Source organism: Psychrobacter sp. AOP7-B1-25 (genome assembly GCF_052376195.1).
GTDB lineage: Bacteria > Pseudomonadota > Gammaproteobacteria > Pseudomonadales > Moraxellaceae > Psychrobacter.
This window is the reverse complement of sequence record NZ_JBQSVK010000004.1, coordinates 135,146-161,164: the sequence shown is the minus strand read 5'-3', so window position 1 is coordinate 161,164 and position 26,019 is coordinate 135,146. Positions and strand designations below refer to the sequence as shown.

Genomic DNA, 26,019 nt, shown 5'->3' with positions numbered 1-26,019 from the left:
CTATATTTACGCCTTGTTCATTTATGAATAACGCTAACAGCATATTAACTCACGGATGAATCAGGTAGGCAGTCATGTTTGATACGCTTTTCACTCTTAAGATTATTGACTCGCATACTGGCGGTGAACCTACTCGTATGGTGTATGAAGGATTTCCTGATCTTCGAGGGCAATCTATTCAAGAAAAACTTCAAGATTTCAAACAGAATTTTGATCATCTGCGTCAAAGTATTATTCTAGAACCTCGTGGTAATGATGTGCTTGTCGGAGCGCTTTTGTGTCCGCCTTCTAATCCTCGTGCCACGGCTGGCGTGATCTTCTTTAATAATCATGGCTATTTAGGTATGTGTGGCCATGGCACGATCGGCGTTATTGCATCTCTAGCTTATCAACAAAAAATATCCGCTGGTGATCACTATCTAGAAACAAGCGTAGGCCTAGTTAAAGCAACCTTGCATGATGATGGTAGTTGTAGCGTCCAGAACATCCCCTCTTATCGCTACCAAAAACAAGTAGAAGTTCAAGTACCCAATATCGGTCCTATCTATGGAGATATCGCTTGGGGTGGTAATTGGTTTTTCTTAGTCAATGATCATAAGCAGGCTATTGAAGCCAATAATGTTAAGGCACTTACTCAATTTAGCATACAGATTAAAAAAGCACTTCATAAGTCTGGAATCACGGGGGCTGACAATGGCGAAATTGATCATATAGAACTGTTTGGCAAGAGCGACCTCGCCGGCACTAACAGCAAAAACTTCGTGTTATGCCCCGGATCTGCCTACGATCGCTCTCCTTGTGGTACTGGCACCAGTGCCAAATTGGCTTGCTTAGCCGCAGACAATGCACTCGCACCTGGTGAGACTTGGTATCAGCAAAGCATCATTGGCAGTGTCTTTAGTGCCAGCTATCAGCCTATTGATGTACTTAGTAATCATCGCTCTCTTCATAACCACCCTGTCAATACTATTATCCCCATGATCCGAGGGTACGCCTACATATGTGCAGAGACCTCTCTCATCGTTCAAGACAGCGATCCGTTCAAATGGGGTATCTCCTTATAAATACCAGTTTGTACGGCTTCTAGGAAGTAACCAATCACTGCTCAGCAAGGTCAGAAAAGCGAGGCTCTCATGGACACACAAGTGTTTGATATACATATCATCGGTGGTGGCATTATCGGGCTATGTGCTGCGGTTACCCTACAATCTCGTGGGGTAAAAGTTGCGATTTTGGAAGCGGATAAAATCGCTCGCGGTGCAACTTATGGCAACGCAGGTCACATTGCCACTGAACAGGTTTTCCCTATTGCTGATGCCAGTATCTTACGGCATATTCCTGCCATGCTACTCAACCCTGAAGGGCCTCTGCGGATAGATTGGCGCTACCTTCCACGCTTAGCACCATGGGCGTTTCAGCTATTACTTAATATGCGTACCGAACCATTTGCTCGTAGTCACCAAGCGCTTTTGGCACTAAATGCACAGAGCCTTCAAACTTGGCAAAATTTTGCCCAAGAATGGCAGTTAAATTCTTGGATACAAGTACAGGGGTCTGTATTAACCGCAGAGACACCTAACAGTCTAAAGGTGCTGACTGAACATGGTCAACGCTTAAATAGTTTAGGTGTCTCTAACAGCCTATTCTCACAATCAGCACTGACAGATCTTGAGCCTGCTTTAAGAGACAATCAACTAGGCGCTTTATTTTTTCCAGAGACAGGTCATTTTACCAATATAGAAGCTATTACCCATAAATTGAGCACTAGCTTTAGATCGCTTGGTGGTCAAATTTATGAAAATTTCCGTGTTTTGAACGCGGAAGTAACAACCGATGGCGTACGTCTGATGACAACACAAAAGCAGATTCATGCTAGCAAAGTTATGCTAGCAGCAGGAGCGCACTCTAAAGATTTAGCCAAACAGCTCACAGGCATCTCAATACCAATGGATACAGAGCGAGGCTATCACCTGATGCTTCCTAACGAAAGTCAGCGTCTCAACATCCCTATCTCTAGCATGGATCGCCGCTTTATTATGACACCAATGGAAAAAGGACTGCGCTTGGCTGGCACTGTTGAGTATGCCGGACTTGAGGCGCCATCAAATATGAACCGTGCGAACATGCTGTTGAAACAAGCTCAAGCAATGCTAAAGACCCCACTAGATAGTGACAGCAATACGCAGTGGATGGGGTTTAGACCTTCTACAGCAGACTCACTACCCATCATAGATAGACGTAATTCAGTCTTTTTAAACTTTGGTCATCAGCATCTAGGTCTGACCCAAGCTGTGGTAAGCGCACAGATGATTGCGGCTTTATATTTTGGCGATACTGCAATGGTAGATCCTACTGCCTATCGTCTAAACCGCTTCAAACGTAAATCTTTTAAATAATAATCGAACATTTTATCTCTATGACAACTTATAGAGCCAACAACGTCGCTAACAGCTCATGGCTTACTAACGGCTTTTACTTCCAAATAAGGATATTTATATGAACATTCATGGCGTTTTAGTCCCTATCGTTACTCCTTTCGATGTTAATGGAGGTATCGATACTCAAAAGTTAACCGAACTGGTCAATGTATTCATAGAAAAAGGCGTCACTGGTATCGTAGCGTGCGGTACAACGGGTGAATACTACACGTTCTCGCCTGCAGAGCGTGAGCTGGTTTTGACCACTATCGCTGACGCTGCCAAAGACAAAGTCACTCTGATTGCAGGTATCAACAGTTTATCAACCAATCATTCTATCGAACTTGCTCACCAAGCCAAAAACTTGGGCTACGACGGCTTAATGTTATCAGCCAATCCGTATAGCCTACCAGACCAAGACGGTATTATTGCGCATTTTGAAACCGTCGCTAATGCCACTGACCTACCTATCATTATGTACAATTTTCCTGCACGCGTCGGTGTAAGCATTGAGTTTGAAACCGTCGCGCATTTATCCAAGCACCCCAATATTATAGGTGTCAAAGAAAGCAGCGGCGATTTTAGCCATGCATTACATATGCTACAGGCTAATTTTGAAAACTTTGAAGTGGTTTGTGGTTGTGACGACCAACCAGTAGATTTCTTCTTTTGGGGTGCTAAGAGCTGGATCGCTGGTGCGGCTAACGTATTTCCAGCAGAACAAGTCGCACTGTTTGAAGCCACACAAAAAGGTGATTGGAACCGTGCTAAGGCGCTGATGACAGCCATGTATCCTGCTATCCACTCTATGGAGTCTGGGAACTATAACCAAAAAGCCAAAGCAGGCTGCATTAACGGGAGCATCAATGTTGGGTCAGTACGACTACCTTTGACTGATATGTCAAAAGAAGAGACTCAGTCATTTTTAGCACTTCTGTCTTGATACATCACACCATTCTTATCGTTCCTACCACTGTATAGAAAAGGACAATCTAATGAGTATGACCACAGCGCAAGTCTTCGAACTCGCCAGCACCCAACAGCTTTGGGCAGGCCATTTAATAGATACCACAGCACCAGTATCTGAGGCAACACTCCCTAACTACAGCCCTATTGATAATACCTGTATAGGTAGTATTGCTAATGGGAGTCGGCAAGATATTAATACGGCGGTAACGGCAGCCCGACACGCTTTTGAGTATGGTGAGTGGCGACGGATGTCTCCTGCAGAACGCAAAGCTATCATGCAGCGCTGGTGTCAATTGATGCATGAGCATATGGATGAGTTAGCTGCCTTAGATTGCGTCGATGCAGGCAAGCCTATTACAGAATGTCTCAACACTGACCTGCCCGCTACGATTGAAACCTTTGAATGGTACGCCGAAACGGCTGATAAAGTTTTTGGCAAGGTTGCTCCTACTGGTGCTGATGCGCTAGGCCTTGTGGTACAAGAGCCTATCGGTGTAGTGGGTGCAGTACTACCATGGAACTTCCCAGCACAAATGTATGCATGGAAAGTTGCACCCGCATTAATAACTGGCAACTCAGTCATTGTTAAACCTGCTGAATTAACCTCGCTCTCAGCATATCGATTAACACAATTGGCGTACGAGGCTGGCGTGCCAAAAGCGGCGTTACAGTTAGTTTGCGGACTTGGTGAAGAAGTGGGTGCAGCACTTGGTCAACATATGGATGTTGATATGGTTTCTTTTACAGGATCAACCGAAGTCGGTCGACTGTTTCTACAGTACTCTGCACAAAGTAACCTCAAGGAAGTGGTCTTAGAGTGTGGTGGCAAAAGCCCTCAAATCATCTTTGCGGATGCCATTATTAATGAACAAACCATCGAGCACATTTTGTCCGCTGCTTTTTGGAATATGAGCGAAAACTGTAGCTGTGGCTCACGTCTACTTGTCCACTCTAGCCAAAAAGAAGCGTTGTTAACGCTATTAAAAAAAGGTCTTCAGTCTTGGAAGGTTGGTCACCCTTACGATCCCGAGGTCGCTATTGGCCCAATGATCGAAAAAGCGCATTTTGAGAAAGTAATATCACATCTCAATACTGCCAAAACGGAAGGTGCTCGTTTAATCGCAGGTGGACGTATCCACGATGAACTCGGTAGTGGCTGGTATATCGAGCCTACCATCTTTGATAATGTCAGCCCAGACATGACGCTGTTTAAAGAAGAGGTTTTTGGTCCACTTTTAGCTGTCACAAGTTTTGAAACCGAAGATGAAGCTATTCAGCTCGCCAATCAGAGTGATTATGGGCTCGCTGCCTCCTTCTATACACAGAACATCCATCGCGCCTTTCGTGTGGCATCTACTATTAAAGCTGGTACCGTCTCGATTAATGGTTTTTCTGAAGGCGATATTACGACACCTTTTGGTGGTTATAAACAATCTGGCTTCGGTGGTCGTGACAATGGCTTAGAGGCGTTGTCCCAGTATACCCAAACCAAAACTATCTGGTTGGTGAACTAAAAACTGACATTGTCCACTATCAACGCCCAATTCAGCATAACCGAAAACATTACAAGGACGTAAAGTTATGGAAAACATCATCAATACTATCGTCGGGTATATTTGGAGTGATGCCCTAGTTTATCTTGCGTTAGGGGTCGGCATCTACTTTACGATTATGACTCGTGCCGTACAAATCCGCTATTTCAAAGAAATGATCAGGTTGTTGTTCGATAAACAAAGCTCATCAGCAGGGATTAGCTCCTTCCAAGCTTTCTGTATGGCGCTATCAGGACGTATTGGTGTGGGTAATATCGCTGGGGTTGCAACAGCCATTGCAGCAGGTGGCCCTGGGGCGGTGTTTTGGATGATTTTCATGGGTGTGTTAGGCGGTGCTAGCGCTTTTATTGAGTCTACCTTAGCGCAGGTATACAAACATAAGGTCGGTGATCAATATCGTGGTGGCTCGCCGTTTTATATTGAAAGAGGATTGAAACTCAAGCCGTTTGCTATCATCGTCGCTATCGTGACCTGTCTATCTTACGGCGTATTAGTGCCTGGTGTTCAGGCCAATACCATTGCGGACTCTTTTAATACCGCATTTAATATACCGCCCGTTGTAACAGGTGTTGTCCTTGTCGTACTCTTAGGCATCATTATATTTGGCGGTGTGAAGCGTATTGCTAATTTCGCAGGAAAAGTCGTCCCTGTCATGGCAATTGGTTATATCCTCATGATGGTAATTGTATTGGCATTTAACGCTCAAAATATCCCTGCAATGTTTGCACTTATCTTTAAGAGCGCTTTTGGCATGGATGCAGTGTTTGGCGGTATGGTTGGAACCGCAATCTCTTGGGGCGTCCGCCGTGCTGTTTTCTCAAATGTTGCAGGTGCTGGTGAGGCGACCTTTAGCTCAGCGGCAGCAGAAGTATCACATCCTGCTAAACAAGGCTTAGTGCAAAGCTTTTCTATATACATCGATACGGTGCTTGTATGTACTGCAACGGCGCTGATGATCCTATCAACTGGCATGTATAACGTGGTGACCCCTGAAGGTGTAATCCTAGTTGGTAATATGCCTGGTGTTGAAGCTGGCACGGCGTTTACCCAAGCGGCTGTATCTACAGTCTTTAACCAGTATGGAAGTGGGTTTGTTGCGATTGCTATCTTCTTATTCGCCTTTACCTGTTTGGTTGCTTATTACTATATTGCCGAAACTACGTTGGTCTATTTGGATAATAAACTGCGCTACCCCATTCTCAAACATGTACTCAAACTGGTATTTTTAATCGTTTGTTTTACTGGTAGTGTCCAGTCGATCGGTATGATGTGGGCGTTAGGTGATATAGGGTTTGGAAGTATGTGCTACTTAAATTTCATTGCTATTTTACTTCTAAGTAAAGTTGCTCTAAAAGTTTTAAAAGACTACGACGAGCAGATGAAATTAGGCATCAATCCTGTCTTTGACCCTAGAAAGGCTGGAGTAGATAATGCGAACTTTTGGATAGACTATAGCAATGAGCATGGTCAGAATAAATCACTCTAATAGTAGTGCATCAGAGGTCTGCCAGTATCTACTAGCAAAAAAAATTGCTATCAACATCAAGCAGACCTCACCTATTTATGTTAAATTGCAAAAAACTATAAGGATATTACGTATAAGATAGCCATAGTATTGTATTCATTCATTTGATAGGAAGGTTGAAGATGACACTAGATAACAACGTACTACGTAAACGCACCAGCTTGTTAGGTTCATTGCTAGGCGACGCCATTTCTCGCCAGTCTGGTGAGCAAACGCTAGATACGATTGAGGCGCTGCGCAAAGGCTTTATTCAGCAGCGCCGTGAGCCTAATGAAGCAAACAAGCAGCAGCTGATTGATTTTATTGCTTCTTTAGACAATCAAACCTTAAAGAACGTTATACGCGGCTTTTCTATCTATTTTTTTCTTGCTAATTTAAGCGAAGAGAACTATTTGCGTGAACAACGCCAAGCCCAACGTCTCCAATCAGAACACAGCTGGGAAGGCTCGTTTCGCCGTACGCTACTCGAATGTCGTGAGCGTAATATTGAACCTGCACAAATGCAAGAACTGATCGATCAGCTGAAATTCATGCCTGTGTTCACCGCGCACCCTACCGAAGCGCGTCGCCGTACAACGATGAATATATTACAAAGCCTATTCACACACAGTGATGCGTTAAACAATCTAACTGAAAACAGTTTTGCCTACGAGCAAGCCAAAGAGCAAACCGCGCAAACCATTGACTTACTGTGGTCATCTGATGAAGTGCGCACTCGTAAACCTCTGGTCTATGACGAGATAAATAACGGTCTACACTATTTTAATGCCAGTTTATTTAGTGCCATTCCTAAGGTTTATCGTAATATCAAAAAAGCCATTATCGATATTTATCCAGAACTGACCGACTATCCACTGCCTGCATTTATCAGCTTTGGCTCTTGGATCGGTGGTGACCGAGATGGCAACCCATTTGTGACTTTTGAAACCACAGAACGTGCCGTATTGATGCATGCGGATACGGTACTGCGTCATTATCAAGTATTGCTCAAAAAACTGCGCCGTCAGCTTATTCATAGCGATACGATTGTGACCATCCAACCTGAGGTCTATGCCAAAATTGAGAGCTATGGCGAACTTGATAAGCGAGTATTTGATTACAACCCCGACGATTACAGCAATGAGCCTTATCGTCGATTGATCTCTATCATCCTGACCAAAGTTAAAGCGACCAATCGCCGCATCCAAAGCCAAGGCACAGATGTCGAGGCTGAAAAGGACGCTTACCGTAACCCAGAAGAGCTATTAGAAGACCTGCGTATTATTCGTCAAAGCGCAAATACGCACGATACCGCACATGCAGAAGGATTACTGCTAGATGTGATTCGTTTGGTTAAGACCTGTGGTTTTCATTTGGCAGCGCTCGATATCCGTCAAGAATCGTCTTATCATAGCGAAGTGATTACCGATATCTTTGCCAGTGCTTCCAACCTGCCTGACTATCAAACGCTCAGTGAAACAGAACGCCAAGAGTGGCTCACACGCTTGCTCGAAAAGCCCGGCACGCCGCTTATCTATACCGACAATCTGGGTGACAAAACACGCGAACAGTTAGCGCTGATGAACTCTGTGGCGACATTACGTAAATTGGTCGGACCAGACACCTTTGGTAGTTATGTCATCTCGATGACCAATAATGCCAGTCAACTGCTAGAAGTCTTACTACTAATGCGCTTTGCAGGCTTGTGTACCGTTGACGCTGATGGTCAACTGTCTGCTGACCTACCCGTCGCACCCTTGTTTGAAACTATCGAAGATCTTAAAAACATCGACCAAATATTACCTGCCGTGCTAGACAATCCTCTATATCGTGGATTACTACAGAACACCGATAACACGCAAGAGATCATGCTGGGTTATTCAGACTCATCTAAAGATGGCGGTATCATCACATCAGCATGGCAGCTTTATAGTGCGCAGCAAACGATTAATAAAATTGCTGAGCAATATGGCATCAAAACACGACTGTTCCATGGTCGCGGTGGTTCTGTAAGCCGTGGTGGTGGTTCAACACATAAGGCGATTGCTGCCCAGCCTGCCGGCACGCTGCATGGTCAGGTTAAAGTGACCGAACAAGGCGAAGTGCTCTATGCCAAGTATGCCAATACAGATACTGCTGTATTTGAGCTCACCATGGGTATCACAGGGACACTTAAAGCCTGCTCGTCAAGGTTTGTGGTACAACCGACTGAGTTACCAGATTATGAGGCACTATTTGCACGCTTAGCAGATGATGGTGAGCAGCGTTATCGCGAGCTGACTGATCGTACTGAAGGGTTTTATAAATTCTACTCACAAGTGACGCCAGTACAAGAAATTTCATTGTTAAATATTGGCTCACGCCCTGCCCACCGCAAAAAAGGCCTACCAAGTAAAACCACATTACGCGCGATCCCTTGGGTATTTGGCTGGTCATTGGCACGCTTTACCCTGCCTGCTTGGTATGGCGTCGGTAGTGCGCTGCATAGTGTCAAAAAAGATGAAGCCTTGATGAAAGAGATGAATGCTAAATGGCCGTTCTTTAGCGTGTTTATGAGTAATATCGAGATGGCCTTTACCAAAGCCAATATGAATATTGCTGAGGCCTACAGCCAGTTGTGTGATGATGAGCCGCTGCGTAAACAAATTATGACAGCGGTCACGGATGAATACGCACTGACCAATTCAGGTCTAAACTCGCTGCTGGAGCAAGACTCATTATTGTCTAGCCAAGAGAACTTGGCTGCATCTCTTCAGTGGCGTGACGCTTATCTAGACCCGATTAACTATATACAGATTGAGCTGTTAAAGCGTGCTAGACAAGCAGAGGGCTCAGATGACAGTGAAAACCTACAAGTTGAAGATCCATTAATCCGTAGTATTAATGCGCTGGCAGCGGGTCTGCGTAATACAGGTTAATGACTTACTACTAAGTATAATTATTCTATAAATGAGGCGGGCAAAATAATATTGCCCGCCTCATTTGATTTTTGATTGTGCTCAATGTAGTTATTCATAGCATCTAAGACAGTGCTTTAAAGAATACTAACCATTATTTTCACACATGCGATAGTGAATCACACGGCAATCAGTAGTTGTTTATTGAAAAGTTTTCGTAGGTTGGCGTAAGTATTTTATAAGAGCAAATACCGTTAATAAAAGTACGATAAAAAACAATAATGCAAATAGCATACACGCCATCATTCCGCCCATACCTTGCATCATTGTTCCATCCATAATACTACTGTTCATCATAATAAGTCTCCGTAAGTCAAAATGAGTGCTATTGCTATCTTATTCGATATCCGAATGCATCATCTTAAGGATATTTTTGTGTTGCTATCGGCTTTCAGCTCACTTCAAACGCATATATTTATATGCTGCTTTTACTCTAAAATATATATTCAGGCTACAGTTGCTGCTGAGGTGACTCGATGTTGGCATACACTTCTGTCGTACCATCTTTGTTCATTTGCATCACTTGATATGGTTCAAACTGATTGCCCTGCTCCATACCAGGACTACCTACTGGCATTCCAGGTACAGCAAGACCCATTGCCTGTTTAGGCGGATTCGCTAAAAACTGTGCCATATGTTTTGCTGGTACGTGGCCTTCAAACACATAACCATCTGTAGTGACTGCAGTATGACAAGTACGCATCTGCTGTGGAACATCATAACGGTCTTTAAACAAAGACAAATCATCAGGATGCTGCACGGTTGCCCGCAGACCATGCTCTTTTGTGTTTGCCACCCATTGCTCGCAGCACCCACAATTTTTTGTTGTGTACACAGTCGCTGAGACATTTTTGAGTAGTGTGGATGACTCTGTTTGAGAAAGCATCACTGGCTTTGTTTCATTTATTTGTGCAGCTTTCGAATCAATAGTTGCTGATTTTTCAGTCTGTACTGTTTGATCGACATTTGATTCTGGCTGGCTACAGGCAAAAAGCAGTGAGGTCAGCGATAGCAAACAAACATTGTTAAACATTTTACGGCCTTTGTGCCCATACATAGTACTGCTTCGCGTCATAAATTCACCTATAGATACTGTCATTGTCATACTGATATTCACTAAGTAGCACTTGCTTGGTGCTAAGTTCTATTGTTATTGGGGCAATCAAGTAACACTCGATAGCTAATACGTTTTATTGTTCGCTATCATTCTTCTCACAACACTTATCATCCATGGCTTTCATCTTATCCATCATTTTTACCATAGCAGGATCTTTCATATTCATGTCTTTATCCATTTTTGCACAGCATGTTTTGTCTTTTTCGGTATGCATATTTGGCTCGTTTGCCAGTGCTACAGTTGATATGGTCAAAGCAATGCCGGTAGCGATGATTGATTTTAGTGACAACATAATTCATTCCTATTTTTTTGATAGTCAAAGACAAGTGATTTGACTGATGTTTAATCTTATTAAATCAGCATGAATCATACGTTGTTGATTCTGACTAGTAGATGACACCAACATGACAATTTTGTCATGTTGGTGTCATCTGGTCTTAATGCGTTACACTGACCTCATAGAGAAGCATAGTGTCATACAAACGTAATGTGTTAAAAACACAACCCATTCGAAATAGAGAATATATGAAAGTATTATTGGTTGAAGATGAAGCAAAGCTTGGGGAATACATCAAAAAAGGATTGACCGAAGCGGGTTTTATTGTGGATCACTATATGACTGGTTTGGACGGTCATCATGCATTAATGACCGGCGATTTTAGCGTTATCCTGATGGATGTGATGTTGCCGGACGTTAGTGGTTTTGAATTGATCCGAAATTATAGAGCAGCTGGGAGGCACACGCCTGTACTATTTTTGACCGCAAAAGATGATTTGAGCGATAAAATAAAAGGAATTGAAATTGGTGGCGACGATTATTTGACTAAGCCTTTTGCTTTCGCTGAGTTGATTGTAAGAATGAAAAGCTTGCTGCGCCGTGCTGCTCAATCAGATTATAAAAACACCCTGATACAAATAGCAGATCTAAAAATGGATCTCTCAAAGCGAACAGTTCATCGAGGCCAGACCATGATTAAGCTTACTGCTAAAGAATTTGCTTTGCTACAGCTTTTTTTAGAGCACCGTGGCGAGGTATTGCCTCGATCTGTTATTGCCTCTCGCGTATGGGATATGAATTTTGACAGCGATACCAATGTCATTGATGTTGCCGTTCGTCGTTTACGCTTAAAAATTGATGATGAATTTGACACCAAATTAATTCATACCATACGAGGCATGGGGTATAAATTAGAGATGCTAGACACAATTTCTGAGCACACGTAGCATGAAAAGCATACTCAAAAGCAAACGCCTACCCTTGCTTTGGCGTACTATTTTTTTACTCACGATATTTGTTGTGATCTCTCAAGCGGTCATCTACATATGGGTTCAGCGTTCTGTTAGTGATCATTTTGATCAAATGGACACAGAGATGTTGACTCATGCAGCATTTAACCTGCGCAAGCGTGTGAACATCTTTGATGAACAAGCAACGTTATCCAATGCGTTGACGTTATCTTCACCAGCAGATACAGATTACCTCAACGCTTCTTGGCTCGATTACGATCTAAAAACTCTTGTATTTGATAAAAATGGCGTACTACTCTCAAGTGCTCCTAGTAGCTTTGTAAATTTTTTACCCAAAGACTTCGATATATTGCCATTATGGACAACTCACGGTGAGCAGCAATTCTCACTGACGCTGAAAGCTAGAAATTACCGTGTCTCAATTATTGAGAACAATCAAACTTTGGCACTTATCGCTTTGCCCACCGATGTTCATCGGCAGTACCTGCTCCATTTCAATCGTCAATTAAGTGTTATTTTAGCGGTCATCACACTACTACTCGTATCAATTGCTGCCATGAGCGTATATTGGGGTTTTGCGCCTATATCTACCATTATGCGAAAAATGAAAGACATTAATCCTGAACACTTGGATGAGAGAGTGGTTGTTAAGAATATGCCAAGCGAGCTGCGACCATTGGCGGAGTCTTATAATCTAATGATGGAGACACTTGAGAGCAATTTTGAATCATTGTCCCGTTTTTCAGATAACATCGCCCATGAATTACGCACCCCGATTGCCACGCTTAGCACTCATACTCAAGTCATGTTAAGTAAAGACAGAGAGCGTCGTGAGTATATCGAACAACTGCACTGTCAGCATGACACCCTCAAACAGATGTCTACGCTCATCAATAATATGCTACTACTGGCAAAAACCAAAAAAGGTCTATCCAACTCACAACTTCACCATATTGATACTGATTCTATGCTAAACAAACTGCTCTCATACTATGAGCTAATAGCTGAAGACCGTGGTGTTTTTTTGGAAAAAGTAGGACATTTTCCTGCCGTACTGGGAGATGACAGTTTGTTGCAAAGGCTGTTTTCTAACCTGATATCAAATGCTATTTATTATGCAGCGAGTGACAGCAACATATCAATTGAGGCTTTAGTCACTGAAACAGCCATATCGACTCATACTACTAGGGGTACTAATCTACAGAATTCATCGCTTTCTGTATTAAACTATCCTGTTTTTACCGTCATGATAACCAACCTCTTAGATGAACCAATGACTCAAGCAGAAGCAGACAAACTGTTTGAGCGTTTTTATCGACATCATAAGGTAGATAGTATGCAGTCAGGATCAGGTTTGGGGTTGTCGATTGCGCAAACTATCGCACATGCTCATAAAGGTAGCATCAGTATTAAAATCAAAGAGAACTACTACTTTCAGGTCAGTATTGAGCTATTAATAGATCAAGGCGTATGAACACTATATTGCCAAAATACAGTTGTTAGTTGAACGCTTTATAATGAAATAAGCCGCATCTTACTTAGTCTTTCTTACCTGGTGTTTCTTATTGGGTGATTGATAATTCATTGTTTGAATAAGTAATTTGGGCAGGATGCCGTAAAATATACGTTTACTTCATGTATATGTAGGGCCTACTTCAATGGAAATGTCCCAATCAAAACCCTCTCTAGACGTATTAGTAGCAGATAACTATCAAATAGAATCAGTGACGCTCATTGATCGGGCTATTCAAATACGCTGGAGTGATGGTATCGACAGCACTTACCACTATATCTGGCTGCGCGACAACTGTCCTTCGGCTTTTCACTCTCAAACTGGCGAGCGTAGCTTTGATTTACTGAGCGTCTCAAAAGATATCCATCCACTAGCTGTCTCTTTTGATGAGACCACGCTGACAATTGAGTGGTCAGAACAAAAACATATCAGCCACTTTGAGCAAAGCTGGTTACGTGAGTTTGGGTATTCTAGTACATTGGCCAAGGATCATAGCAGTTCTTATGAAAGCTGGGATGGCACGTTTGTTGATCATATTCCGAGGTACGATCAACCAGACATCATGACCAGCGACAGCGCTTTATACGACTGGATGAATGCGCTGGATAAATATGGGCTTACTATCATTGATAATATGCCAGATGACTCTGATGCTGGCGTACGGACAGCCATGCGAGTTGATTATCTGCGTCAGACTAACTTTGGTATGACATTCGATGTGATATCAGAAAAATCGCCGATCAATTTGGCTTATACTTCGCTCTCATTGCCTCTACATACTGACTTGCCAAATCAAGAGCTACCGCCAGGCTATCAATTCTTGCATTTTTTAAGCAATGAAAGCATAGGCGGTGAGTCTACTTTCGTAGATGGGCTAAAGGTACTAGAAGAGTTACGACAAGATCAGCCTGAGTATTTTCGCTTACTTGCCGAATATGCTATTCCCTTTCGCTTTCATGATGCTGCCCATGATATTCGTGAGCACCACTCCGTCATCAATCTAGATAACTTTGGCAATATTGTCGAAATCAAATACAACGCACATCTTGCAGATATTTTTGATTTGCCAAGCGAGATTATGTACGACTACTATCTTGCTTATCGAGAGTTGATGGCCCGTCTAAAAGACAGCCGCTATAAGATTGAATTAAAACTGTCAGCAGGTCAAATGGTCGTCTTTGATAACCGACGAGTCCTACATGGGCGTAACGCATTTGATGAAAACATCGGAGAACGTCGTCTAAAAGGCTGTTATGTTGATAGATCGGAATTTAAAAGCCGCTTACGCACGCTCAAAAAGCAACTGGCTTAAAATAATCCGCAAGCCAACTGATGCTATGATACAAAGAACAGTAGCATCAGTGCTTGGCTCAGTGTCTATCAACGATGCTGAGCTATTTCTCTTTTACAACTATAAGCGCTAACTCAGGCAGATTTGCCCCCTCTCATAAACAACACCCCACTAATAATGACGCTGCATACACTACATAGAATGAATACGTTGTGCGCGCCGCCCGGCATATATTCCATAAATGATGTGAAGAACTGACCCGAAAACACTGCCATCGTAAAATACGACAGATTACGACCACGTACTTTGGCAGCGCTTAACTCTACCGTCATGTGGTTCAATAGCGGAATACTAAAGCCAAAGCCAATGCCGATTAACAGCGCGCCTATTATTAATATCAAGGTGCTGGCTTGCGTAAAGCAAACATAGGACAAGGAAAATGCTAAAAAGGCCAGCGCCAGTACTTTGGGCTCATTCAACCATTTGATTATTTTGGGCATAAAACCTGCGGTAACCACCGCCACCAAAGAGATAAAGGCCAGCAGTTGACCGATTTGCGATTCGTTATAGCTAAGCTCATTCATAGTGATGGGCAATAATACGGTTGACGTAAAAAATATAGTCATCGCCAAGGTTGAGATAAGATACACATTTTTTAGAGTCAGACCGCTAATAATGGTTTTGCTATCGTCTTTTACTATCTGTGCATTCTCTGCTGTAGCTGCATGATTACGCGGTACAAACAGTAACAGCATGGCTAAAAACACCCACGCCACCAAATAAATCGATAGCGGTAAGGCCCAAAACTGTGACGCAAGCAAGCCACCCAAAAACAAGAAAATGACCCCGCCAAGCTCGATGGACATGCCTTGCTTAGCAATCATTTTTAGCCTCGCCTCTCCTTGATACCACGTGGAGATGAGTACCGTGCAGCTCGCCATGACGACCGCCGTGATACCACCCAATAAAAACCGATTGCTAAACACCTGCGCCGGTCCATGTAAAAGATAAGCACTGGCACCTACAAGCCCATACAGAGATAACCCGATGATCAAGAGTTTGTACGCGCCATATTTATCGATGAGCTTTCCTGCTAGTGGCGCAAACACTACCGCACCTAATGACGGTAAGGTGATTAGCAGCACGCTATTATCAGTAATACCCAAACCTGCCGAAATGCTAACCAAGCCGGGTGCCAGTAACGTGCCGACCATAATGGTCAAACTGGCAATACACAATAAGGTAAAACTACCTGCGGTTTTTAACTGGTTCATATATGTCCTTAGTCGATAAGAAGTAACATCGATTTATCAGTAATCTCGTACTAATCGATATCTATGCACTGATATAACTGTACTGATATCACTTATTTTTTTGCGAATGCATTGAATATGGCGCTAATGATGATAAAGACGATACTGACCACCACTACCCCTGGCCATTGGTACAAAGCAAATGCTTTGACACCTGCCATAGACCCCAGTGCCCCACCTGTGTAGTAGCCCAACATATAGATACCGTTGATACGGCTCTGAGCGGCGGGATCGATACTAAAGACCCGAACCTGATTGGCCACTTGCGCACTGAATACAGCAAAGTCGATTAAAATAATCCCGACAATCAGCGACACCAAATTACCTGAAAACAACCCTGTAATAGCAAAGCCTGTCGCTGCTAGTGTCAGCGCCATCATCACTAGCGCTTTAGAGCCCAATTTATTGACCCATTTGCCAGAAGACTTAGCCCCTATCACCCCTGCCAGCGCAATCACACCAAATAGCCCTGCCTGCTGCGCATTGTAATTAAAAGGTGCTTCGCTGACATAAATCGCTAGCGTCGCCCACAGCACATTGAATGAGGCAAACCAAAATGCGCCTGCCAAGGTAAATTTTTGCAGGGATTTATGTTTTACAAATAGTGATAAGCTACTTTTGATAAGTGGAAAGTAACGCAGCGTCGTATGCGGAGTATTGGTTGGCAAAAACACCCGCAACAGTACCCCAAAGACAGCAGCAAACGCCGCAGACATCACAAACACACTGCGCCAGCCAAGTTGCTCACCTACAAACCCACTTAAGGTCCTAGATAACAATATCCCAATGGTTAGTCCCATCATCAGCGTGCCGAGCGTTGCGCCCTTGTTTTCAGGTGACACCATGGACGCAGCAAATGGAATGAGCTGCTGGGTAATATTGGCACTGACACCGATCAAAAATACGGATAGTAAGAGTACAGGCAAACTTGGTGACACGGCAGCAAAGCCGCATGCGGCCACCAATAAACAGGATAAGATACCAATCAAGCGTCTACGCGCAATAGAATCGCCCAATGGTGAGATAAATAGCAAAGCAAACGCATAGCCAAACTGCGTTAATGCCGGAATACTGCCCAGTTGTGAGTCGGTCAAATCAAACTCAGCACCAATGAGCGGTAAAATGGGTTGGTTGTAATATAAGTTTGCCGCCGTTGCCGCAATGGCAGCGGTCATTAACAGCAGGATAAACCGGCTTAATGATTGGCTCGACGACTGGCTTGATGGTTGGTTTAGTACAGGCTTATCCATTATTTTCTCAGCTTAATAAATCATGCCACCAGTATAGAGCTTAGCAATCAATAACAAAAATGATAGTATATGATTGAATCCATACAAATATTGTATAGATATAAAAGTTAAGACTGAGCGATGAGCTGACAAGACAAATTGATAAAAGGTATGGCTAATATGGATATAAAAACACTCAAAAGCTTTATGGCAGTAGCCAAGCACCAGAGCTTTTCAGAAGCAGCGCGTGAGCTATATACGGTACAACCTGCCATCAGTCGTCAGATTTCATCCTTAGAGACAGAATTGGGGGTTGTCCTGTTTAACCGTACTTCTCGTGAAGTGACTATCACGCCCGCTGGCGAGCAACTACTGAAAGACGGTGCTATTATTTTAGCCTTAGCAGAACAAGCAAAGATACAAGTGAAGCGAGCACATGATGGACAAATAGGCACACTCAATATCGCGCATTTGAGCTCAGCTTGTTTGACCTTTATGACCACACTGGTACGCAGTTATAAAGAAAAATTTCCGCACGTACACGTCTCGTTGTTTGAGATGACGGTGACCGAACAGATAGAAGCATTTAATAATGACCGTATCGACATTGGGTTTTCACGGCCATTACCGAGCGCCATTACTGATGACTTTATCAGCCACAACATCTATATCGATAAATTGGTAGCGATTGTGAACCAAAGCCATGCATTAGCCGACCGACAAACCATTGATTTGGTGCAATTAAAAGACGAAAAGTTTGTTATTTTTAACCGCGATGAAGCGCTTGGTTTATTTGATGAAACCATCACGCTATGTAAACAAGCTGGGTTTTCACCCAATATCATCAGCCAACCCAAGCACATGCAGACATTGGTGACCGAAGTGGCAGCAGGATTGGGTGTGGCGATTGCACCCTATTGCGTGCGCAAACTATATAGTGATGGCTGTCATTTTATGGCGTTAAACCATGTCAGCACACAGATTCCTGTGCATATTCAATATAAAAAAAATAACAACAGCGCGACAGTTGCTGATTTTGTGGCAGTAGCATTGAGTGCGACAGATGATATACAGCAAAGCATGGCATGTTGAGAGCATAAAAAAAACCCACTCCTCTAAAGTGAGAGGAATGGGGCTTAATTCGATTCATTTACTAACTCATACCTATCAATATAGCTTTGATGGCAACACTAATAACTAGATTCACGATATAAGGTTTTATGTGCTTCTACTCTAAAATCTTCGGTACTGATAGTCGTTGTCATATAATGTTTGTTGTATTTGGCTTGTATGATCTTTTCTTCCTCACGGAATAACACATTTTGTGCTTCTTGCTTAAAGTCATGATAGCTAATGGCAGCATCATTCTCATGATTGTCAGCAACTATAGTTTTTCTAGGTTGATTTTGGCTATCCGAATGCGGCTGTACAACCTGATGAGGACTAGCCTCTTTGGTGATGTTACTCACTGTTAAACCATTATGGGTAGTCGAGGCTTGAGATAGCGTGGAAGAGATACGGTTGGACATATAAAAAGCAGATATCAGAACAATACAGATCACACTGATAATAGCAAAAACAAGACTGCGTGGTCTGATGCCTTTTGGTTCAATGTCGTTATTCACTTTTTCTGATTCATTCATAGTTACGTACCATCTAATTCAGATCATCAACGGTACACGACCGTATCCTTTACATAATGATACGTACTATCTATTGTATTACAACATTTTTCAGTATGAACGTCTCTAATAGTTTGATAAACGGTTGTCTTACTGTCTAAAACAAATCAAAACGTCAATACTTTAATCTTTGATTTCGCGGTATAAGGTCGTCTGTGATTCTTGTCTGAAGTCTTCATAAGTGATAGTCGCCTCCTCAGTAGCTATAGTAGTGTCGTCATCTTCTGGTGTAGAGCTCTGAAGGTTTAACTCTGACTCACTAGCGGCTGGCATGTCTTGCTTATTGTCATCTGAAACACTTTGTTGGGTAGTGGCTGATTGTTCACTTGCAGACCCAGCATCATTCATAGTGGTTTGACTGTCAGTAGATAGTATTGGCTCAGCGTGGACGGTCGATGCACTCTCTATTGCTACGTTGCCATTAGCACTACTCTCTGTGTGATCAACATTGGAGGTTGATAGTACCAGCACTAATACAATAGCCACAAATATTATTAAACCAACCGCCATAATAATAATGGCTGGTTTAATAATTAGTTTCTTTTTTATCGCTTCATTTTTGATGACTGGCGCTTCGACAATTGATTCAGACGTACCTTCAATATCTGAGGAGTCATCATCTGACACAGTATTTGTAGATTTACCATAATCAACCGCAGAAGCTAACTCTGCGTCGTTGTTGCTAGTTATATGTTCTGAGTATTTGGTATTTGCACTGACAGCATCTACACTACTATTGTCGCTATCATTATCTATGCTCACCACATCATTTTCAGATAATACATCTATACCTGAGGCTTCAAAGGGAATATCTGTTATTGTGGTTTCTTCTGTTTCTAGCAGCAATTCTTGCTCACTGCTTTGATCTTCAAACAGTTGCAACTCTTCTGTACTCAACGGTTCAAAAGCTGCAAGATTTTTTGAACTTTCTAATGTTTCAAAGTCAGATTGATCGTTTTCTTCAGAGCCATGGACTCGATTGATAAAACGTTCATAGATATCATTGTTGTTACGCTTACGCGACTTTTGGTTAATGATCTTGGCCAGCTGACCCTCAAAATCAATGCCATCGCCTTCTTTTTCGTCGCTCATAGAACAATACCAAACCAGTTTTTTCTACTGGTGTTAAATGACTGCTAAAATGAAAGTTATTACTATAGTGTAACCGTATTATTGGCCATCAATATAATTGCTCAATCCTTTATCTTCAAGCACAATTTATGGGATAGCGCTAATATGAATAAGAACCATTCTAAATAATACGATAAATCAACTTTAAGAACTGAACTATTTTAAGAACTAATCTATGTATAACATAGACTATGACAGGCTCAATAGTATGGATTTAAAACAGCTCAATGCATTTATTGCGGTCGCAGAATTGCGCAGCTTTAGCACTGCCGCCACTAAGACAGGATTGTCACAGCCAAGCTTGAGTCGTCTGTTGAAACAACTTGAGACTGACATGGGCGTGGTGCTGATTGATCGCTATAACAGACCGCTGAACCTAACTGAAGCAGGTAGTTTTTTTTACGATAAAATAAGCACCATACTGACCGAGATTGACACTGTAACTAGTATGACCCAGCGTCTATCAGCACCAAGTAATGTTTTAAATATAGGTTTTGTGCCATCAGTACTATACGGACTACTGCCTGAAATTATTGCCACGCTTAAGCAGTTCAGCCCTGATATCGACGTTAATTTAAAAGACATCAGCTCATATCAACAAATGGACGCACTCAAATCTGGTGAAATTGATATTGGCTTTGGACGTTTTGCGCATCGAGACCCATGGATTCAGCAAATCCTACTACGTCATGAGCGTTATGTAGTGGCATTACCAAAGTCACATCCTCTGGCTCATATACGTAAGCAACGCCTGATAGACCTAGCAAACAATCGCCTAATTTTATACCATCAGACGCATCTACCGGTATCGTCAACGGTGGCGACAGCAAACGATAAGCTGTCCTCGAGTACAGAAAACCCTAATGCCACCCGTGAATCATCATCTAGCGAGCCTATTACTGAACCGTTACTACATCTGTTTGCGCAGTATGGCATCTCACCTTTTATGACTACGACAGTTAGTGATTTGCAAGTAGCATTAGGACTGGTCGCTGCGGGCGAAGGTATTACATTGGTGCCTGCCAGCTTGCAAACCGTACGTACAGAACAGATCAGCTACCAACGTTTGATTCATGAAAACGTTACCTCCCCTATCTACTTACATACCCTCAAAGACTTTGTCCATCCAAAAATACCTGACTTGCTAACGGCTATTTATCACGTCTACGAGCAGCGAGGTATCACTTATCGACAGCAAAATTTTGTGTCGCAAGCTTAAATGAGCAGATATCTGATGAATATTGTGTTATAAAGAACCGCCAAAAATAATTGATTTTAAATATTGATATTATTTTGTAAGTATGCTAACCAATAAGAATGGTAATACAAACAAATAGTAATAATAACTAGAATAATCATTCTCCTTATTAGTACTGATATGCTAAAGTCGATTCAAGATGAATCGTTTTATTTTTATCGCTGTCTAAAGCGGTTCTCTACTGATCATTGGCAAGCTGACACAGGTAAGTGATAATTTGCCGTTTTAACCATTTCGAGGTATTCATGACCACACAACAACTCAACAACCCAGCTGCCCCTGACGATACCGTTGGCTCGCAACAAGAGGGCTTTAGCTGGCGAATCTTTGGCCCAGGTATTTTGATGGCAACTGCTGCCATCGGTGGTTCGCATCTGATTTCATCAACACAGGCGGGTGCTATCTATGGCTGGCAATTAGCCATTATGATCATCTTAGCCAATGTTTTTAAGTACCCTTTCTTTCGCTTTGGCACTGATTATGTCTATGATACTGGCGAAAGTTTGATTGCAGGCTATGCCAAACGCTCAAAAGCATACCTGTGGGTTTACTTTGTTTTGTCTATCCTATCTGCAGTGATTAGTACAGGGGCAGTGACATTACTTGCCGCAGTGATACTAGGCTTTATGCTCCCAGACTCTATGGGGGTGTCGACGATGGCACTGTCCTTAATCATCGTCGCGGTCTCATGGTTCTTTTTGATCGCTGGTCACTATAAGTTGCTAGACGGTGTAACTAAGTGGATTATGATTGCCCTTGTCTCTGCCACCGTATTAGCGGTACTGATTGCTGCTGGCAAGCCAACGGTGATGACTCCTGATTTTATTCCTACTTCTCCTTGGAATTTAGCGACGTTAGGATTTATTGTGGCACTGATGGGCTGGATGCCTGCGCCACTTGAGTTTGCAGCCATTACTTCGATGTGGACATCTGCGAAGCGAAAAACTGACCATACTACTCATAAGCAAGGCTTACTTGATTTCAATGTGGGTTTTTTGGTGTCTGCTATTTTAGCGCTATTCTTTTTATCTTTAGGTGTTTTCGTTCAGTATGGCTCTGGACAAGAAATCCAAACTGCTGGTGTTGCTTATATTGATCAGCTTATCAATATGTATACTGCCACTATCGGTGAATGGTCCAGACTACTGGTCGCTTTCGTCGCCTTTATGTGCATGTTTGGTACTACTATTACCTGTGCTGATGGTTATGGCCGTACCAATGCTGAATGTTGGCGTTTGCTCAAAGGCGGAAGCGAGATTAATAAAAAACAAATCGCTTTTTGGACAACTTACGCCATTGGTGGTGGTCTAGTGATTATTACTTTCTTCACGGGACAGTTAGGCGCTATGCTTAAATTCGCTATGATATCAGCGTTTGTTTCTGCTCCTATTTTTGGTTGGTTGAATTATTCATTGGTCAAGAATCATCAAAAATTATCATTAGGTATGAATGTATATTCGATTGTAAGCTTATTATTCTTAGGTGGTGTTGCGTTATTATTTTTAGCCAATCTTGCTGGTCTATTTGCTTAATTTAAAACTGAGCACTTAACAATCTTATTTGTGTAGAACATAAGCCCTAATAGCTCAGCTATTAGGGCTTTTTAGTGGGCATCATTGAAAATCCCTAAGGTAACAACCTTGGTAATTGTAACTAAATGTAAGTAATGCAAGTTTTTAAAAATCGAAATTTTGAGCAATATGAATACTTGCTATAAGAAATTACTGATAATTGTATAGCGCTATTTGAATTATGAATACTATTAAAAATAGTACATTTATTTGTTATTTATTTTAATCAACAGTCAGTCACCCAAGCTTTTCAGGGACAAATAATTGAGTATAATCAATGACAACAATTAGAATATCCTCCCTCTAAGTAAGGACAATCACATGACTTCATCTTCAGCAGGTGCACGCTTTCGCAGTGCCCTCACTCAAAAAAATGACAACAACCAACCACTACAGATTGCAGGCGCTATCAATGCCTACACAGCGATGATGGCGACTCAAGTTGGTCACCAAGCTATTTACCTTTCTGGTGCTGGCGTGGCCAACGCCTCGTTTGGTTTGCCTGATCTAGGCATGACTAGTCTTGATAACGTACTAGAAGATGCGCGCCGTATTACTGATGCAGTCGACACCCCTCTACTTGTCGATATCGATACTGGTTTTGGTGGCGCGTTTAACATCGCTCAAACTATCAGAAAAATGGAAAAAGCAGGCGTCGCTGCAGTACATATCGAAGATCAAGTCGCGCAAAAGCGCTGTGGTCATCGCCCTAATAAAGAAATCGTTAGTATCTCAGAGATGGTGGATCGTCTAAAAGCGGCATTGGACGCAAAAACTGATCCTGACTTTGTGGTCATGGCTCGTACAGACGCCCTATCAGTAGAAGGGCTGGATGCTGCTGTTGAACGTGCCGTCGCGTTTCAAGAAGCTGGCGCAGACATGATCTTTGCAGAAGCACTAACTGATATCGAGATGTATCGTAAATTCACTGATGTATTGGATATTCCAGTATTGGCAAACATGACAGAGTTTGGTCAGACAGATCTATATACCACTGACCAGTTGTATAGTGTGGGTGTCGAGATGGTGCTTTATCCATTATCAGCCTTCCGCGCTATGAATAAAGCCGCATTGAACGTCTATCAACATTTATTAGATGATGGCACGCAAGACAAAGTCGTCGATACCATGCAGACCCGCATGGAGCTCTATGATTTCTTGAACTATCATGAGTTTGAGCAGACACTAGACAAGCTATTTGCTGATAATAAGTAGTTAATAACTAATAATTGCTAATTAGCAACGAGAAGCGATAAATACCTGCAAGTGCTTTATCGCTTCAAAATCCGTCTTCATTTACTTTTAGGCTATTTATGTCACTTTTTACTGCCAATACAGTTTTTAAGTCTTCACTACTTAGTAGCACGCTTGCGGCGCTGTTATTGATGACAGGCTGTGATAAAACACCCGAAACCGTTGATGACACTACCAGCAATACAAGCGAAACGGTTGTTAGCGAAGCTGCACCGTCAGAGACTGATGCTCAAGATGAATTGATCATGACCACAATTACGCTGGATACTGTAGACAGCTTATTGTTTGCACCCATCATCAATAGTGGTGCGTTTAGTGAAGAGCAAGTCAGCTGCCTCAGGTCGCGTGACAAAAATCTGGGTAAAGCTGAGGTGGATCGCTTCTATAAGAGTCAGTTTACCGATGCAGAACTGAAAGAGTTGAATGACTTTTATACATCAGACGTGGGCAAAAAGATGCTTGCTTTTGGCAATGAGCAACTGCGTGTCATGAATGGTGAAGAAATGGCAACGCCAATGGCGGAGCCTACCCCAGAAGAAATGGCTGAAATTCAGACGTTTATGGAATCTCCGCTTGGTGTCAAATATATGGAGATCAACAATGCAGAAGGTGAAGGTAGCGCAATGGAAGTTTTAAATGGCCCTATTGAAGCTGAATTTGAGCGTTGTAACGTTGATTTAGGTGGTCCAAATTCTACTCAGCAATGATTAATCAGTGCTATATCAGTAATTCATCAATGCATGGATTACTGAACAAATAAATTATAAGAACTCTCTTTATAAGTAATCATTTTCTCAACTCAAAAAGCTACCAACAAAAGGAATGTAAACATGGCAGCACAGAAAGAACTTTCAGGCGCAGGTCTACGTGGACAAGTCGCTGGTAAAACCTCTCTATCTACCGTCGGTAAATCAGGCTCTGGTCTGACCTATCGCGGTTATGATGTATCAGAACTGGCGGACAAGTGTGTTTTTGAAGAAGTGGCTTATTTGCTGCTGTATGGTAACTTGCCTACTCAAAGTGAGCTTGATGCCTATCAGGCCAAGCTCAAAAAACTACGTGGTCTACCACAAGCATTAAAAGATGTGCTTGAACGTATCCCAGCCGATGCGCATCCAATGGATGTGCTACGTACGGGTTGCTCTATGCTTGGCAATCTTGAAACCGAGACTGACTTTGCCCAGCAAAACGATCAAACTGACCGTATGTTGGCAGCATTCCCATCAATCATTAACTACTGGTATCGTTTCAGTCATGACAATGTGCGTATCGAAACCGATACGGATGACGCTACCATTGGTGGGCATTTCTTACATCTGCTCAAAGGCGAAAAGCCAAACGAGCTACATGAAAAAGTCATGAACGTCTCGCTTATCCTTTATGCAGAGCATGAGTTCAACGCCTCGACCTTTACCGCTCGTGTGTGTGCCTCTACGCTATCTGACATCCACTCTTGTATCACGGGCGCAATCGGTTCACTACGCGGTCCATTGCATGGTGGCGCGAATGAAGCGGCGATGGATATGATTGAAGGCTTTAGCTCACCTGATGAAGCTGAAGAAGAGATGATGGGTATGCTAGCTCGTAAAGATAAAATCATGGGCTTTGGTCATGCGATCTATAGTGAGTCAGATCCGCGTAATGTCGTGATTAAAGGTTGGGCTGAGAAGCTAGCTGCTGACGTTGGTGACGAGGTACTATATCCTGTATCGGTACGCTGTGAAGAAGTCATGTGGCGTGAGAAAAAGCTGTTCTGTAATGCTGATTTCTTCCACGCATCTGCCTATCACTTTATGGGTATTCCAACCAAACTGTTCACACCAATTTTTGTCTGTTCGCGCCTGACTGGCTGGGCAGCCCATGTGTTTGAACAACGTGCTAACAATCGTATCATTCGCCCAAGTGCCGAATATACGGGTGAAGAGCTACGTCCAGTACCAGATATGAGTGCTCGTTAAACTTTTGATTAGCATCTAACGATATTGCTAGATGCTAGTGTTACGATAATTAAG

22 protein-coding genes are annotated in these 26,019 nt (G+C 42.6%); 15 read left to right on the top strand and 7 right to left on the bottom strand.

Annotated features, from left to right (window positions below; genetic code table 11):
- The first annotated feature begins 74 nt into the window (after positions 1-74).
- From ACT3QR_RS05955 to ppc, 6 genes are all read left to right on the top strand, one after another.
- Entirely contained in the window at positions 75-1,064 is a 990-nt protein-coding gene (locus tag ACT3QR_RS05955; protein WP_444520469.1) for a proline racemase family protein, read from the top strand.
- A gap of 69 nt (positions 1,065-1,133) precedes the next feature.
- Positions 1,134-2,396 (top strand): NAD(P)/FAD-dependent oxidoreductase, encoded by a 1,263-nt coding sequence (locus tag ACT3QR_RS05950; protein ID WP_444520468.1) that lies wholly within the window; start codon positions 1,134-1,136, stop codon positions 2,394-2,396.
- Between the two features lie 100 nt (positions 2,397-2,496).
- Entirely contained in the window at positions 2,497-3,360 is an 864-nt protein-coding gene (dapA, locus tag ACT3QR_RS05945) for a 4-hydroxy-tetrahydrodipicolinate synthase (protein ID WP_444520467.1), read from the top strand.
- Between the two features lie 52 nt (positions 3,361-3,412).
- Positions 3,413-4,900, top strand: a complete 1,488-nt coding sequence (locus tag ACT3QR_RS05940) for an aldehyde dehydrogenase (RefSeq protein ID WP_444520466.1) — start codon at positions 3,413-3,415, stop codon at positions 4,898-4,900.
- 67 nt (positions 4,901-4,967) lie between these two features.
- Complete coding sequence (locus ACT3QR_RS05935; RefSeq protein WP_444520465.1) at positions 4,968-6,425, top strand: alanine/glycine:cation symporter family protein; 1,458 nt, start codon at positions 4,968-4,970, stop codon at positions 6,423-6,425.
- 161 nt (positions 6,426-6,586) lie between these two features.
- Positions 6,587-9,361 (top strand): phosphoenolpyruvate carboxylase, encoded by a 2,775-nt coding sequence (ppc, locus tag ACT3QR_RS05930; RefSeq protein WP_444520464.1) that lies wholly within the window; start codon positions 6,587-6,589, stop codon positions 9,359-9,361.
- Between the two features lie 180 nt (positions 9,362-9,541).
- Here ppc and ACT3QR_RS05925 read toward each other — a convergent pair whose 3' ends face one another.
- The 3 genes from ACT3QR_RS05925 to ACT3QR_RS05915 form a co-directional block, all read right to left on the bottom strand.
- Complete coding sequence (locus tag ACT3QR_RS05925; protein ID WP_444520463.1) at positions 9,542-9,697, bottom strand: hypothetical protein; 156 nt, start codon at positions 9,695-9,697, stop codon at positions 9,542-9,544.
- Between the two features lie 154 nt (positions 9,698-9,851).
- Positions 9,852-10,475, bottom strand: coding sequence for a DUF411 domain-containing protein (locus ACT3QR_RS05920; RefSeq protein WP_444520462.1), 624 nt, complete (start codon positions 10,473-10,475; stop codon positions 9,852-9,854).
- 115 nt (positions 10,476-10,590) lie between these two features.
- Positions 10,591-10,809, bottom strand: coding sequence for a hypothetical protein (locus ACT3QR_RS05915; protein ID WP_444520461.1), 219 nt, complete (start codon positions 10,807-10,809; stop codon positions 10,591-10,593).
- A 233-nt stretch (positions 10,810-11,042) separates the two neighbouring features.
- Here ACT3QR_RS05915 and ACT3QR_RS05910 point away from each other — a divergent pair, with 233 nt between their 5' ends.
- The 3 genes from ACT3QR_RS05910 to ACT3QR_RS05900 all read left to right on the top strand — a co-directional run bounded on the left by ACT3QR_RS05910 (position 11,043) and on the right by ACT3QR_RS05900 (position 14,590).
- Positions 11,043-11,741 carry a heavy metal response regulator transcription factor gene (locus ACT3QR_RS05910; RefSeq protein WP_444520460.1) on the top strand — a complete coding sequence of 233 codons (699 nt, stop codon included), beginning with the start codon at positions 11,043-11,045 and terminating at the stop codon, positions 11,739-11,741.
- A 1-nt stretch (position 11,742) separates the two neighbouring features.
- Positions 11,743-13,239 carry an ATP-binding protein gene (locus ACT3QR_RS05905; protein WP_444520459.1) on the top strand — a complete coding sequence of 499 codons (1,497 nt, stop codon included), beginning with the start codon at positions 11,743-11,745 and terminating at the stop codon, positions 13,237-13,239.
- 184 nt (positions 13,240-13,423) lie between these two features.
- Positions 13,424-14,590, top strand: a complete 1,167-nt coding sequence (locus ACT3QR_RS05900; RefSeq protein WP_444520458.1) for a TauD/TfdA family dioxygenase — start codon at positions 13,424-13,426, stop codon at positions 14,588-14,590.
- Positions 14,591-14,703: 113 nt separating this feature from the next.
- On the opposite strand, the gene ACT3QR_RS05895 is transcribed toward ACT3QR_RS05900, so the two are convergent.
- Entirely contained in the window at positions 14,704-15,843 is a 1,140-nt protein-coding gene (locus ACT3QR_RS05895) for an MFS transporter (protein ID WP_444520457.1), read from the bottom strand.
- 92 nt (positions 15,844-15,935) lie between these two features.
- Positions 15,936-17,132: an MFS transporter gene (locus ACT3QR_RS05890; protein WP_444520456.1), complete on the bottom strand. Its 1,197-nt coding sequence runs from the start codon at positions 17,130-17,132 to the stop codon at positions 15,936-15,938.
- A 159-nt stretch (positions 17,133-17,291) separates the two neighbouring features.
- On the opposite strand from ACT3QR_RS05890, the gene ACT3QR_RS05885 reads away from it, so the two are divergent.
- Entirely contained in the window at positions 17,292-18,203 is a 912-nt protein-coding gene (locus ACT3QR_RS05885; protein WP_444520455.1) for a LysR family transcriptional regulator, read from the top strand.
- Positions 18,204-18,301: 98 nt separating this feature from the next.
- Here the strand turns inward: ACT3QR_RS05885 and ACT3QR_RS05880 are convergent, their stop codons facing one another.
- A complete protein-coding gene (locus ACT3QR_RS05880; RefSeq protein WP_444520454.1) occupies positions 18,302-18,754 on the bottom strand; it encodes a hypothetical protein in 453 nt (150 codons plus the stop codon).
- 162 nt (positions 18,755-18,916) lie between these two features.
- Positions 18,917-19,885, bottom strand: coding sequence for a hypothetical protein (locus tag ACT3QR_RS05875; protein WP_444520453.1), 969 nt, complete (start codon positions 19,883-19,885; stop codon positions 18,917-18,919).
- A gap of 247 nt (positions 19,886-20,132) precedes the next feature.
- On the opposite strand from ACT3QR_RS05875, the gene ACT3QR_RS05870 reads away from it, so the two are divergent.
- The 5 genes from ACT3QR_RS05870 to prpC all read left to right on the top strand — a co-directional run bounded on the left by ACT3QR_RS05870 (position 20,133) and on the right by prpC (position 25,965).
- The gene (locus ACT3QR_RS05870) at positions 20,133-21,143 is read left to right on the top strand and encodes a LysR family transcriptional regulator (RefSeq protein WP_444520500.1); all 1,011 of its coding nucleotides are present in this window, start codon (positions 20,133-20,135) and stop codon (positions 21,141-21,143) included.
- A gap of 284 nt (positions 21,144-21,427) precedes the next feature.
- Positions 21,428-22,714 carry an NRAMP family divalent metal transporter gene (locus ACT3QR_RS05865; protein ID WP_444520452.1) on the top strand — a complete coding sequence of 429 codons (1,287 nt, stop codon included), beginning with the start codon at positions 21,428-21,430 and terminating at the stop codon, positions 22,712-22,714.
- Between the two features lie 360 nt (positions 22,715-23,074).
- Entirely contained in the window at positions 23,075-23,968 is an 894-nt protein-coding gene (gene prpB, locus ACT3QR_RS05860; RefSeq protein ID WP_444520451.1) for a methylisocitrate lyase, read from the top strand.
- 98 nt (positions 23,969-24,066) lie between these two features.
- Positions 24,067-24,714, top strand: coding sequence for a DUF2059 domain-containing protein (locus tag ACT3QR_RS05855; RefSeq protein WP_444520450.1), 648 nt, complete (start codon positions 24,067-24,069; stop codon positions 24,712-24,714).
- 123 nt (positions 24,715-24,837) lie between these two features.
- The gene (gene prpC, locus ACT3QR_RS05850; protein ID WP_444520449.1) at positions 24,838-25,965 is read left to right on the top strand and encodes a bifunctional 2-methylcitrate synthase/citrate synthase; all 1,128 of its coding nucleotides are present in this window, start codon (positions 24,838-24,840) and stop codon (positions 25,963-25,965) included.
- Positions 25,966-26,019 lie beyond the last annotated feature (54 nt).

Coding starts and splice junctions, on each gene's coding strand:
- ACT3QR_RS05955 (WP_444520469.1), top strand. CDS start 75: ATGTTTGATACGCTTTTCACTCTTAAGATTATTGACTCGCATACTGGC.
- ACT3QR_RS05950 (WP_444520468.1), top strand. CDS start 1,134: ATGGACACACAAGTGTTTGATATACATATCATCGGTGGTGGCATTATC.
- dapA (WP_444520467.1), top strand. CDS start 2,497: ATGAACATTCATGGCGTTTTAGTCCCTATCGTTACTCCTTTCGATGTT.
- ACT3QR_RS05940 (WP_444520466.1), top strand. CDS start 3,413: ATGAGTATGACCACAGCGCAAGTCTTCGAACTCGCCAGCACCCAACAG.
- ACT3QR_RS05935 (WP_444520465.1), top strand. CDS start 4,968: ATGGAAAACATCATCAATACTATCGTCGGGTATATTTGGAGTGATGCC.
- ppc (WP_444520464.1), top strand. CDS start 6,587: ATGACACTAGATAACAACGTACTACGTAAACGCACCAGCTTGTTAGGT.
- ACT3QR_RS05925 (WP_444520463.1), bottom strand. CDS start 9,697: ATGATGAACAGTAGTATTATGGATGGAACAATGATGCAAGGTATGGGC.
- ACT3QR_RS05920 (WP_444520462.1), bottom strand. CDS start 10,475: ATGACGCGAAGCAGTACTATGTATGGGCACAAAGGCCGTAAAATGTTT.
- ACT3QR_RS05915 (WP_444520461.1), bottom strand. CDS start 10,809: ATGTTGTCACTAAAATCAATCATCGCTACCGGCATTGCTTTGACCATA.
- ACT3QR_RS05910 (WP_444520460.1), top strand. CDS start 11,043: ATGAAAGTATTATTGGTTGAAGATGAAGCAAAGCTTGGGGAATACATC.
- ACT3QR_RS05905 (WP_444520459.1), top strand. CDS start 11,743: ATGAAAAGCATACTCAAAAGCAAACGCCTACCCTTGCTTTGGCGTACT.
- ACT3QR_RS05900 (WP_444520458.1), top strand. CDS start 13,424: ATGGAAATGTCCCAATCAAAACCCTCTCTAGACGTATTAGTAGCAGAT.
- ACT3QR_RS05895 (WP_444520457.1), bottom strand. CDS start 15,843: ATGAACCAGTTAAAAACCGCAGGTAGTTTTACCTTATTGTGTATTGCC.
- ACT3QR_RS05890 (WP_444520456.1), bottom strand. CDS start 17,132: ATGGATAAGCCTGTACTAAACCAACCATCAAGCCAGTCGTCGAGCCAA.
- ACT3QR_RS05885 (WP_444520455.1), top strand. CDS start 17,292: ATGGATATAAAAACACTCAAAAGCTTTATGGCAGTAGCCAAGCACCAG.
- ACT3QR_RS05880 (WP_444520454.1), bottom strand. CDS start 18,754: ATGAATGAATCAGAAAAAGTGAATAACGACATTGAACCAAAAGGCATC.
- ACT3QR_RS05875 (WP_444520453.1), bottom strand. CDS start 19,885: ATGAGCGACGAAAAAGAAGGCGATGGCATTGATTTTGAGGGTCAGCTG.
- ACT3QR_RS05870 (WP_444520500.1), top strand. CDS start 20,133: ATGGATTTAAAACAGCTCAATGCATTTATTGCGGTCGCAGAATTGCGC.
- ACT3QR_RS05865 (WP_444520452.1), top strand. CDS start 21,428: ATGACCACACAACAACTCAACAACCCAGCTGCCCCTGACGATACCGTT.
- prpB (WP_444520451.1), top strand. CDS start 23,075: ATGACTTCATCTTCAGCAGGTGCACGCTTTCGCAGTGCCCTCACTCAA.
- ACT3QR_RS05855 (WP_444520450.1), top strand. CDS start 24,067: ATGTCACTTTTTACTGCCAATACAGTTTTTAAGTCTTCACTACTTAGT.
- prpC (WP_444520449.1), top strand. CDS start 24,838: ATGGCAGCACAGAAAGAACTTTCAGGCGCAGGTCTACGTGGACAAGTC.